Origin of the sequence: uncultured Polaribacter sp. (assembly GCF_947503855.1) — a bacterium.
Classification (GTDB): Bacteria; Bacteroidota; Bacteroidia; order Flavobacteriales; family Flavobacteriaceae; genus Polaribacter.
In genome coordinates this window covers 133,317-144,776 of record NZ_CANNFF010000004.1, presented here as the reverse complement: position 1 = coordinate 144,776, position 11,460 = coordinate 133,317, and the positions used below count along the sequence as shown (strand labels likewise).

The following is an 11,460-nucleotide window of genomic DNA, read 5'->3' as shown; positions in this document are numbered from 1 at the left end:
TTTTACACATCAATAAAGTATTAAAAATTAGTCTATTAACAGACATTATACACGCAACAATCTAAACTACACAATGCAACCTAAATATTATCTAAACTTTATTTGTTTTATTTTTTTAGACTTAATTCTTATCAACTACAAAAAGTATTTACCTTTGCAAAATGATACATAAAGCTGGTTTTGTAAATATTATTGGAAATCCTAATGTGGGTAAATCTACCTTAATGAATGCTTTGGTAGGCGAAAAGCTCTCGATAATTACCCCCAAAGCACAAACAACAAGACACAGAATTTTAGGAATTGTAAATGATGAAAATCATCAAATTATATTTTCTGATACACCAGGAATTATAAAACCTGCCTATGAATTACAATCTTCTATGATGGATTTTGTAAAATCTGCCTTTGAAGATGCCGATATTTTAATTTATATGGTAGAGGTTGGTGAAAAAGAACTAAAAAACGAGGCTTTTTTTAATAGAATTATTCATAGTGAGATTCCAGTAATTTTATTACTTAATAAAATTGACAAATCATCACAAGATGAAGTTGAAGATAAAATAGAATATTGGAAAAACAAAGTACCTAATGCAGATGTTTTTGTGATTTCTGCTTTAGAGGGTTTTAATGTAACTGCCGTTTTTGATAAAATAAAAGAGTTATTGCCAGAAGCACCTCCTTTTTACCCAAAAGACCAATTAACAGACAAACCAGAACGTTTTTTTGTAAACGAAAAAATTAGAGAAAAAATTCTAATGCACTACAAAAAAGAAATTCCTTATTCTGTAGAAGTAGAAACAGAAAGTTTTATAGAAGAAGAAAATATTGTTAAAATACGTTCTGTAATTATGGTAGAAAGAGATACTCAAAAAGGAATTATCATAGGCCATAAAGGAACTGCCATTAAACGTGTGGGTGCAGAAGCTAGAAAAGATTTAGAACGCTTTTTTCAGAAAAAAGTGTTTATTGAGCTTTTTGTAAAAGTGAATAAAAATTGGCGAAGCGATAAAAATCAATTAAAGAGATTTGGGTACAATCAAAAATAATTATTGCTCGATTTTAAGTAGAAAGCTAAATATTCTTAATCATAAAATCGTGTAATTTTTTCATTTGACTTTTACCTGTGTCTTTTCCAACTTTTCCTAAAAAATATAGCAAAAGCCACAATAAAGGTAAAATTACAAGCATTATTACAGGTAAAACTACAGATTCTTTTAAAGATAATTTGGTGTATAACAATACACAAAAGCCTAAAAAAGAAATGCCTACCACAAAGTGAACAAACATAAAAAGCGTCCAAACTTGGGGTGTAGGCCCAAAAAGGCCTTTTAGTTTGCAAACATTTTCTGAAACCTCTACAGCTTCTAAATGAAGTTGTGGCGACCAAAAATGTTCGTCTTTTTTGGGTACAGAAATAAAAATATGCCCATCAACAATATTACCTCTAAAGACAGTTTCTTCTTTTTTAAATTCGTTAGAAAACCGCTCTAAAACAGCTGTATAACTTTCATCTAAATCAATAGAAAATCGAGGTCTTAAAAAAAGCTCGCTATTTCTTTTTTCTATTAAAAGATTCTTTATTGAACTCATAAAAAAGCATTTTATAAGTCTAAATTTACAATAAATTATCATACAGTAAATTGTATCTTTGCAAAAAATATGAATAACATGAACAGTATTGTTGCCATTGTAGGAAGACCTAATGTAGGAAAGTCGACACTTTTTAATAGACTTGTGCAGCGTAGAGAAGCCATTGTAGACTCTGTTAGTGGAGTTACAAGAGATAGGCATTATGGAAAATCTGATTGGAATGGAAAAGAGTTTTCTGTTATAGATACGGGTGGTTATGCTATTGGTTCTGATGATATTTTTGAAGAAGAAATTAGAAAACAAGTTGCTTTAGCTATCGATGAAGCAGATATTATTGTTTTTGTGGTAGATGTTGAAGAAGGAATTACGCCTATGGATGCAGAAGTTGCAAAACTGCTTAGAAAAGTTAAAAAACCTATTTTTTTAACAGTTAATAAGGTAGATAACGCAATGCGTGATGCGGATGCTGTAGAATTTTACAACTTAGGTTTGGGCGATTATCATACAATATCCTCTATAAACGGAAGTGGAACTGGAGACTTATTAGACGCTATAGCAGCAAAAATGCCAGCACCAGAAGAAGTAGACTTAGAAAAAGAAGAATTACCAAGATTTGCTGTTGTTGGAAGACCAAATGCAGGAAAATCTTCTTTTATAAATGCTTTAATTGGAGAAGATAGAAACATTGTAACCAACATTGCTGGTACCACAAGAGATTCTATTGATACTAAATACAATAGATTTGGTTTCGATTTTAATTTGGTAGACACAGCTGGCATCCGAAAAAAATCTAAAGTAAAAGAAGACTTAGAGTTTTACTCTGTAATGCGTGCAGTACGTTCTATAGAATACTCTGATGTTATTGTGTTGGTAGTAGATGCCACTCGTGGTTTTGAAGGGCAAGACCAAAACATTTTTTGGCTCGCAGAAAAAAATAGAAAAGGGGTTGTAATCCTTATAAATAAATGGGATTTAGTTGAAAAAGAAACCAATACCATGCGCGATTTTGAAGCCATGGTTAGAAAACAAATAGAACCATTTACAGATGTGCCTATTGTATTTATTTCTGCCTTAACAAAACAAAGAATTTTTAAAGCCATAGAAACTGCTGTAGAAGTTTTTGATAAAAGAAAAAACAAAATACCTACCAGTAAGTTGAATGACGTAATGTTAGATGTGATAAAAAGTTACCCACCACCAGCAACTAAAGGAAAATTTGTGAAAATTAAATATTGCATGCAATTGCCAACACAAACACCTCAATTTGCATTTTTTTGTAATTTACCTCAGTATGTTAGAGACCCTTACAAACGTTTTATAGAAAATAAATTACGAGAAATTTACGACTTTTCTGGTGTACCAATTACCATTTATTTTAGACAAAAGTAATTCCCAATCAATTTTACCGCCTTGTCTATAAAACTTGTAATGTAGTCCTTAATATTTTTTCAAAATAAACAAATAATAATAGTTTCTTTTATTTTGAATTTTGTCATAAATTTATATAACACTTTTAATGTGCCAAAAAAAGTGTTTTTTTAAAACCTTTTTTCATCAAATAAAAAAAGAAAAAATTTAAACATGCTAACTTGGAAAAACATTATCAATTTTACTACAAAAGGAAACCCAACTCCTGATAGAAGAGTAGAAAAATCTGAAGAGGAATGGAAAGAATTTTTAACAGTAGAACAATATAGAATTACCAGAAAAAAAGGAACAGAAAGACCACATTCTGGAGCACTTTGTTCAATTTATGATGAAGGCAAATACAATTGCGTTTGCTGCAACACCCCATTATTTGATTCTACGATAAAATTCGACTCTAACTCTGGATGGCCCAGTTTTACACAACCCATTAAAGAAAATGCGATTAAATATCATAAAGATGTTTCTTTTGGTATGGTAAGAGTAGAAGTTTTATGCAATACTTGCGATGCTCATTTAGGACACATTTTTCCAGATGGACCAGAACCAAGTGGCTTGCGTTATTGTATCAATTCAGAATCTATGGTTTTAGATAAAAACGATTAAGTTTCTCCTACTTTTTTAAATAAGAAAGAAAAAATGAGTAAAAATATACAAATTGCCACTTTAGGTGGTGGTTGTTTTTGGTGTACAGAAGCTGTATTTCAAGAAGTAAAAGGTGTCGTAAAAGTGGTTTCTGGTTATGCAGGTGGTAATGTTCCTGGCAAACCAACATATAGAGAAATTTGCTCTGGTTTAACAGGTCATGCAGAAGTAATACAAATTACTTTTGATGCAAATAGTATCTCTTTTGAAGATATTTTAGTTATTTTTATGACAACACACAACCCAACAACCTTAAATCAACAAGGTGCAGACAAAGGCACACAATATAGATCTGTAATTTTTTATCATACAGAAACACAAAAAGTAATTGCAGAAGAAGTTTTAAAACAGCTACAAGGTTATTTTGATGCTAAAATTGTAACAGAAATAAGTGCGTTACCTATTTTTTATGAGGCTGAATCTGAACATCAAAATTATTACAAAGAAAACACACAACAAGGGTATTGTAGTTTTGTAATAGCACCCAAATTGGCAACCTTAAGAAAACTGCATGCAGATAAATTAAAATAAAAGATTAAGTAAGTTGCCAAATAAACGTTTTAAAAGAAGAAAGAAAAATGAAGTTAGCCATAAAAAATACTTTTATAAACAATTTACCTGCAGATAGTAATCTAGAAAATACAAGGCGTCAAGTAGAAAATGCGGCGTATTCTTTTGTAAATCCGAAACAAACTAAAAACCCAAAAGTTTTGCATGTTTCTCTAGAAATGGCAATAGAATTAGGTATTTCTAAAGAAGAAACACAATCAGAATTTTTTAAAAATATATTTACTGGAAACCAAGTTTATCCCAACACAAAACCTTATGCCATGTGTTATGCTGGGCATCAATTTGGCAATTGGGCAGGACAATTAGGAGATGGTAGAGCTATTAATTTATTTGAAGTTGAGCATCAACAAAAAAATTGGAAAGTACAATTAAAAGGTGCTGGAGAAACCCCATATTCTAGAACTGCAGATGGCTTGGCAGTATTACGTTCTTCTATTAGAGAATATTTATGCAGTGAAGCCATGTTTCACTTAGGCATTCCAACAACAAGAGCTTTGTCTTTAAGTGTATCTGGAGACGATGTTTTACGCGATGTCTTATATGATGGAAATCCTGCTTATGAAAAAGGCGCAATAGTTTCTAGAATTGCCCCTTCATTTTTACGATTTGGAAGTTTCGAAATTTTTGCAGCTAGAAATGACCATAAAAACTTAAAAGTTTTAGCAGATTATACCATCAACCATCATTTTTCGCATTTAGGAAAACCGTCTAAAGAAACCTATATCAACTTTTTTAAAGAAGTTGTAGCACGTACTTTAGATCTAATTATCCACTGGCAAAGAGTGGGTTTTGTGCATGGAGTTATGAATACAGATAACATGTCTATCTTAGGGTTAACCATAGATTACGGACCCTATGGTTGGTTAGAAGATTTCGATTATAGCTGGACACCCAATACTACAGACAGACAAAATAGACGCTATAGATATGGAAATCAGCCAAATATTGGCTTATGGAATTTGTACCAATTGGCAAATGCTTTGTACCCATTAATTGAAGAAGTAGCACCTTTGGAAGCAATTTTAAATCAATATAAAATTGATTTTGAAACCAAATCTTTACAAATGATGAAATCTAAATTAGGTTTATACATGAATGATAAAGAAGATGTAAAGCTGATACAAGATTTAGAAGACTGCTTGCAGTTGACAGAAACAGACATGACCATTTTCTTTAGAAACTTAAGTGATTTTGAAGGAACCAATTTCTTTGAAATTTTAGAAAATGCTTTTTATACTACTGCAGAAGTTTCTAAAGACATAAAAGAAAAGTGGGAAAAATGGTTTCAAAACTATGATGATAGACTTCAAAAAGAATCTTTAAATCAGCTACAAAGAAAAGAAAAAATGGATGCTGTAAACCCAAAATATGTATTGCGAAATTACATGGCTCAATTGGCAATTGATGCAGCAGATAATGGAGATTATTCTTTGATAAACGAATTGTTTCAACTTTTAAAAAAGCCTTATTCAGAGCAACCAAAATATGAAAAATGGTTTGCTAAAAGACCTGAATGGGCTAGAAATAAAGTGGGTTGTTCTATGTTGTCTTGTAGCTCGTAAAAAGTTTAGAATTTAAAAAGACCTCACAGGTTTTTTACACTGTGAGGTCTAAAAACATAAATAAAAATGAATTTAGCCCTAGGAACAGCTGCTTTGGGGAGACCTCAGTATGTTAATGTTCGAACAGAAGAATGTGATAATTCTAATTTAAACACTTTTAGAAAACAGAGTTTTCAGGTTTTAGAAGACGCTTATCAATTAGGTATCAGATATTTTGATACTGCTCCTGGTTATGGTTTGGCAGAAGAATTAGTTTTAGAATGGTTGCAATCTAAAAAAGATAATACTATAGAAATTGCTACAAAATGGGGGTATACATATACTGCAAATTTTGATGCAAAGGCAACCGTTCACGAAGTAAAAGAACACAGTATTGGCAAATTAAAAGAGCAATGGAGCATTTCTAAACAGCTACTACCCTATTTAAAAGTGTATCAAATACATTCTGCAACCCTAGAAACTGGTGTGTTAGAAAACACAGAAGTGCTTGAGTTTTTACACAAATTAAAAGTAAACTATCAGCTAAAAATTGGGTTATCTAGCACTGGCACAAATCAAGTAGAAATTATTAAAAAAGCGTTAAATATTAAAATTAATGGAGATTTTTTATTTGATATTTATCAAGTTACCTATAATTTTTTAGACCAAAGTTTGTTAAAAATTACTGATGAACTTAAAGTACTAAACAAGAAAATTGTTATTAAAGAAGCTTTAGCAAATGGTAGAATTTTTAAAAATAAAAAATACAATCATTATAAAAATACCTATACAATTTTAGAAAATTTAGCTAAAAAATACAAAGTTGGTGTTGATGCTATTTCTTTACAATTCTGCTTGCAAAGCATTCCTAACGCTATCGTTTTAAGTGGTGCTAGTTCTAAAGTACAATTACAACAAAATCTATTATCGAAAAAAATTTCACTTTCAAATTCTGAAATTCAAAAACTAAAATCTTGTAAAGTTTCTCCAGAATTTTATTGGAAAGAGCGCAAAAACTTATCATGGAACTAACAAAATTGCTTTTGGTGGTGTTTGTCATTAGTGTACTGAAGCTGTTTTTCAATCGTTAATTGGTGTAAAAAAAGTAATCCAAGGCTGGGTAGCTTCTAAAGACGAACACAATAGTTTTTCTGAAGCTGTAATTATAAAATTTACCCAGAAAATCGATCTTAAAACATTAATAGAAATACATTTACATACCCATAAAAGCACCAAAAATCATTCTATGAGAAATAAATATCGCTCTGCGATTTATTATTTTTCTTGAATTCAAAAAGAAGTATGTAAACAAATTCTTATTGATTTACAATGAGCTTTTTCTAATAAAGTCATCACGCAACTATTACCTTTTCATCAATTTAAACCATCCTCTTTAAAGTTTCAAAATTATTACAAAACCAATCCATAAAAACCCTTTTGTAAAAAATACATCCACCCAAAAATAAACTTTTTAAAAACTAATTTTTCTAAACGAGTAAAATAAGCAGATTCCATTTAATGTTTTATCTTAGTAATAAATTATAAGAAAGTTTATTTTATGTTGCATGAGTTTAAAGAAATAATTAACACAGCACTTATAAATCAACAAAAAGGCATTAAAAATGTTTTAGTTACAGTTGTAGATTTAGAAGGTTCTTCTTACAGAAAACCTGGTGTTAGAATGTTAATTTCTGAGAATAACACGTTTACAGGAGCCGTAAGTGGTGGCTGTGTAGAAAAAGAAATTGTTAGAAGAGCACAAACTGTTTTTAAAGATAACAAAGCCAAAATAATAACTTATGATGGCAGATACAGATTAGGTTGTGAGGGTATTTTATATATTTTAATAGAACCTTTTGAAATTTCTACTGATTTTGTAAATGAATTTACGGCAGCTTTAGCAAAAAGAGAAGAAGTAAATATTACCTGTTTTTACAAAAAAGAAGATGAGGCATTTGGTGCTTTTGGCACCATTATCTCTTTTAAAAATAAGTTAGAATTTACTTTTACTACTCACAAAATACAATCAAAAAAAAACAGCCTTATTTTTAAGCAAACCTTGCAACCTTTATTTAAATTGCTAATTATTGGCGGCGAACATGATGCTGTAAAATTGTGTAAAATAGCTTCTAATTTAGGTTGGCAAATAGAAATAATTACTGCTGCCAAAGACAGTAAAGATATTACTAATTTTCCTGGAGCAAGTAGTTTGGTAAATTCAACACCAGAAATAATACAACTTTCTAAGATTGATAACAATACTGCCATTGTTATTATGAATCATAGTTATGTACAAGATTTAAAATACCTAATAAAATTGGTAAACGAAACACCTATTTATATTGGTATTTTAGGGGCTCCAAAAAGAAGAGAAAAGTTATTTAATGAACTTTTTGAATACGCACCAGAAACTACAACTGCGTTTTTAAATTGTATTTACACACCTGCTGGTTTGCAAATTGGTGCTAAAACAGCAGAGGAAATTGCAGTATCAATTGTGGCAGAAATTTTAGCAGTTGTTAGAAAAAAAGAGCCTCATTCTTTAAGAGATTTAAATGGAAAAATACATAGTTAATTGATGAAGAACATCGCAATTTTAGTGTTGGCTGCTGGTAAATCTACGAGGATGAAAACGCCAAAACAACTGGTAAAAATTGGTAATAATTTTTTATTGGAAACTGTTTTATCCAAAGCAAAAGCAATCAATAAAAACCATGTATATTGTGTTTTGGGTGCAAATGCGACTACTATTAGAAGAGAAATTTCATCATCAAACATACATTTTATTTACAACAATAATTTTGATACAGGTTTAAGTGCTAGTATTGTTTCTGGCATTAATGCTATACATTTAAAACCCAATAAATATGATGGCGTTTTAATTTTATTAGGAGACATGCCTGCAGTCGAAAAAGAATATTTAAAAGATATGATACATCTTTTTTCTAAAGATAAATCAAAAATTATTGCCTCTAACTACAAGAATAAAATAGGGGTACCAGCAATTTTTCCAAATCATTATTTTTTACAATTAAAATCATTACAAGGAGATTTTGGTGCTAAAGAGATTTTAAACAAAAACATAAATGTTTTCCCAATGCCAAAACAAACCAATTTTATAGATATAGATACAGAAAAAGACCTACAAAACTTTAAAAACTCTATTTTAAATTAGTTATTACCGTTTCATATGAAATTAATGAAAAGACTCTATTTATAATTTTTAAGTCTTTTTATAGGCGTCTATGTAAATGCATCATAAAATATGAAAGCGTATTACTATTTTATTTTGAAGAAGAAAAATCTAGAAGTAAATAGTAGAAAATGTTTTTTTTCGAAGATTTACCAACCTCCAGAGGCTCCACCTCCGCCAAAACTACCTCCACCAAAACCACCACCAAAACCACCAGAAGAACCACCAAAACCTCCTCCAGAAGAACTACCAAAACCTCCACTACCTCTACCAGCATTACTTAAAATAATGGCACTAAAAATAGTGTCTGCCAAAGAGCCTCTTCTATAGTTTTTTCCCCCTCCTTTATTGTTTTTGTTCCCTCTAGAAACTAAGATGAAAAAAATAATTATAATGATGATAAAGAGCATAATACCTGGATCAAAATCTTTTGATTTTTGCTTTCTTATTCCTTTAAATTCGCCATTTAAAGTTCTAAAGATATAATCTGCTCCTTTATCTAAACCTGTATAAAAATCCCCTTTTTTAAATTCAGGAATAATAACTCTGTCTATAATTCTTTTCGATTGAAAATCGGTGAGTAAATACTCTACACCTTTTCCTGTGCTAATAGTTATTTTTTTGTCATTTTTTGCCAACAACATTAAAACACCATTATCTTCTTTTGCTTGCCCAATTCCCCATTTTTCGCCCCAATTTGCAGCTAAGTACGCAATGTTTTCACCTTGTGTAGATGGTATAATTGCAACTACAATTTGTGTTGTTGTTGTATCTGAATATCTTACCAACTTATCTTCTAAAGATTTTTTTTGTGAAGCTGAAAGTAAGTTTACATAGTCGTAAACACTGGTTTGAAATTTTGGTTTTTCTGGAATATTAAATCCTTGAGAAAAGGTATTTAAAGAAAAAAACAGCGCAAAGAAAAATAACGAACTTTTACTCAAACTTACCAACTGAAAACTGCTTACTGAAAACTGCTTACTGAATATCATCCTTTAGAAATTTCATTAGAAAGTTCGTCTACATCATCTGTTTGATAGGGAAAATGAGATTGTAATTCTTCTCCTGCTTTTAAAATACCATCAACCATACCTTGTTTAAAATTACCTTGTTTAAACTGGCTTTGGATACTATCTTTTGTGGAATCCCAAAAATCTTTTGGCACCACATCGTTAATACCCTTATCACCATAAATAACAAACTTTTTATCGTTTACAGCAACATATAATAATACTGCATTAGAATCTTTAGTATTGTCCATTTTTAAGAGATGAAATACTTCTAAAGCACGTTCAAAGTGTTCCTTTTTTGAAGTGGCTTCTATGTGTACACGTATTTCGCCAGAAGTATTTTTTTCTGCAGTTCTAATTGCAGAAATAATTTCTTGTTCTTCTGTGGGAGTAAGAAATTCTTTTACTTTAGACATTTATTTTTTATTAAAATCAAAGTTTACATCTGGTGCATTTTCTGAACCTGGATTTGATTTGTAACGAGCCATTTCATCAAAATTTAAAATACCCGCTAACAAAGAGCCTGGAAAAACTTTTATGTGTTTGTTGTACATATTTACACCTTCATTAAAACGGTCTCTTGCAACATTAATTCTATTTTCTGTACCTTCTAATTGACTCTGTAATTCTAAAAAGTTTTTATTGGCTTTTAAGTCTGGATAACGCTCTACCACTAATAATAATTTAGATAATGCACCACTTAAACCCGCTTGAACTTGTTGAAATTGCGCCATTTTCTCTGGTGATAAATCTCCTGTATTTATTGTTGTAGAAGTTGCTTTAGACCTTGCTTCTATGACTTGTGTTAAGGTTTCTTTTTCAAAATCTGCAGCACCTTGAACGGTTTTTACCAAGTTGCCTATTAAGTCATTTCTTCGCTGGTAAGCACTTTCTACATTAGACCAAGTTGTTTTTGCATCTTCTTGTAACACAACAGCTTTGTTATTAAAGCCTTTTACCCAGCTATATGCTACATATACTAGTAACGCTATAATTATAAGTGGTAACCATTTTTTCATAATTTTTATATTGATTTTAATTGATTTTTATTTTTGACTGTAACAAATTTACCTATTATTTTTGACAGTATAAAGCCGTTTTTTATGCAATCTACTTTAATTAGACAGCAATTTTGCTTTTCTGTTACAATTGATTTTTAATTTTAACCAATTCTGCTTTTACAAACTCTAATTTTGTAATTAATTCATGGTTTTGCAAAGTAGTATTAGGGTTTTGTTTTAATTTTTGTTTTGCACCTTCAAGCGTAAAACCTCTTTCTTTTACCAAATTAAAAATTAACTTAAAATTTTTAATATCCTCTGCAGTAAAAAGTCTGTTTCCTTTGGCATTTTTTTTGGGCTTAATAATGTCAAACTCTTTTTCCCAAAAACGAATTAAAGAGGTATTTACATTAAAAGCTTTGGCAACCTCGCCAATTTTGTAATATCGTTTTTCAGGTAAGTCTATGTGCATTATTAGTCTTTAA

The 11,460-nt window shown here is 30.3% G+C and carries 13 protein-coding genes and 1 pseudogene; 9 read left to right on the top strand and 5 right to left on the bottom strand.

Annotated elements, in window-relative coordinates:
* Window positions 1–161: 161 nt before the first annotated feature.
* The gene (era, locus tag Q0662_RS04830) at window positions 162–1,046 is read left to right on the top strand and encodes a GTPase Era (protein ID WP_298947696.1); all 885 of its coding nucleotides are present in this window, start codon (window positions 162–164) and stop codon (window positions 1,044–1,046) included.
* A gap of 25 nt (window positions 1,047–1,071) precedes the next feature.
* On the opposite strand, the gene Q0662_RS04825 is transcribed toward era, so the two are convergent.
* Window positions 1,072–1,590, bottom strand: coding sequence for a GTP-binding protein (locus tag Q0662_RS04825; protein WP_298947695.1), 519 nt, complete (start codon window positions 1,588–1,590; stop codon window positions 1,072–1,074).
* 78 nt (window positions 1,591–1,668) lie between these two features.
* On the opposite strand from Q0662_RS04825, the gene der reads away from it, so the two are divergent.
* The 8 genes and pseudogenes from der (at window position 1,669) to Q0662_RS04785 (ending at window position 8,946) form a co-directional block, all read left to right on the top strand.
* The gene (gene der, locus Q0662_RS04820; RefSeq protein WP_298947808.1) at window positions 1,669–2,979 is read left to right on the top strand and encodes a ribosome biogenesis GTPase Der; all 1,311 of its coding nucleotides are present in this window, start codon (window positions 1,669–1,671) and stop codon (window positions 2,977–2,979) included.
* A gap of 192 nt (window positions 2,980–3,171) precedes the next feature.
* On the top strand, window positions 3,172–3,621 hold the full coding sequence (gene msrB / locus Q0662_RS04815) for a peptide-methionine (R)-S-oxide reductase MsrB (protein ID WP_298947694.1): 450 nt from the start codon (window positions 3,172–3,174) through the stop codon (window positions 3,619–3,621).
* A 33-nt stretch (window positions 3,622–3,654) separates the two neighbouring features.
* Complete coding sequence (gene msrA, locus Q0662_RS04810) at window positions 3,655–4,191, top strand: peptide-methionine (S)-S-oxide reductase MsrA (protein WP_298947692.1); 537 nt, start codon at window positions 3,655–3,657, stop codon at window positions 4,189–4,191.
* Between the two features lie 47 nt (window positions 4,192–4,238).
* Entirely contained in the window at window positions 4,239–5,792 is a 1,554-nt protein-coding gene (locus tag Q0662_RS04805; RefSeq protein ID WP_298947690.1) for a YdiU family protein, read from the top strand.
* A gap of 66 nt (window positions 5,793–5,858) precedes the next feature.
* Window positions 5,859–6,803, top strand: a complete 945-nt coding sequence (locus tag Q0662_RS04800; protein ID WP_298947688.1) for an aldo/keto reductase — start codon at window positions 5,859–5,861, stop codon at window positions 6,801–6,803.
* A 43-nt stretch (window positions 6,804–6,846) separates the two neighbouring features.
* A pseudogene (locus tag Q0662_RS12015) lies at window positions 6,847–7,059 on the top strand (peptide methionine sulfoxide reductase); the annotation flags it as partial.
* Window positions 7,060–7,329: 270 nt separating this feature from the next.
* Complete coding sequence (locus Q0662_RS04790; RefSeq protein WP_298947687.1) at window positions 7,330–8,346, top strand: XdhC family protein; 1,017 nt, start codon at window positions 7,330–7,332, stop codon at window positions 8,344–8,346.
* A 3-nt stretch (window positions 8,347–8,349) separates the two neighbouring features.
* A complete protein-coding gene (locus Q0662_RS04785; RefSeq protein ID WP_298947685.1) occupies window positions 8,350–8,946 on the top strand; it encodes a nucleotidyltransferase family protein in 597 nt (198 codons plus the stop codon).
* A gap of 167 nt (window positions 8,947–9,113) precedes the next feature.
* Here the strand turns inward: Q0662_RS04785 and Q0662_RS04780 are convergent, their stop codons facing one another.
* The 4 genes from Q0662_RS04780 to Q0662_RS04765 all read right to left on the bottom strand — a co-directional run bounded on the left by Q0662_RS04780 (window position 9,114) and on the right by Q0662_RS04765 (window position 11,447).
* The gene (locus tag Q0662_RS04780) at window positions 9,114–9,956 is read right to left on the bottom strand and encodes a YgcG family protein (RefSeq protein WP_298947683.1); all 843 of its coding nucleotides are present in this window, start codon (window positions 9,954–9,956) and stop codon (window positions 9,114–9,116) included.
* Window positions 9,953–10,390, bottom strand: coding sequence for a TPM domain-containing protein (locus Q0662_RS04775; protein WP_298947681.1), 438 nt, complete (start codon window positions 10,388–10,390; stop codon window positions 9,953–9,955). The genes Q0662_RS04780 and Q0662_RS04775 overlap by 4 nt, the downstream gene beginning before the upstream one ends.
* Window positions 10,391–10,993: a LemA family protein gene (locus tag Q0662_RS04770; RefSeq protein ID WP_298947679.1), complete on the bottom strand. Its 603-nt coding sequence runs from the start codon at window positions 10,991–10,993 to the stop codon at window positions 10,391–10,393.
* A gap of 124 nt (window positions 10,994–11,117) precedes the next feature.
* Complete coding sequence (locus tag Q0662_RS04765; RefSeq protein ID WP_298947678.1) at window positions 11,118–11,447, bottom strand: MerR family transcriptional regulator; 330 nt, start codon at window positions 11,445–11,447, stop codon at window positions 11,118–11,120.
* Between the last annotated feature and the right edge of the window lie 13 nt (window positions 11,448–11,460).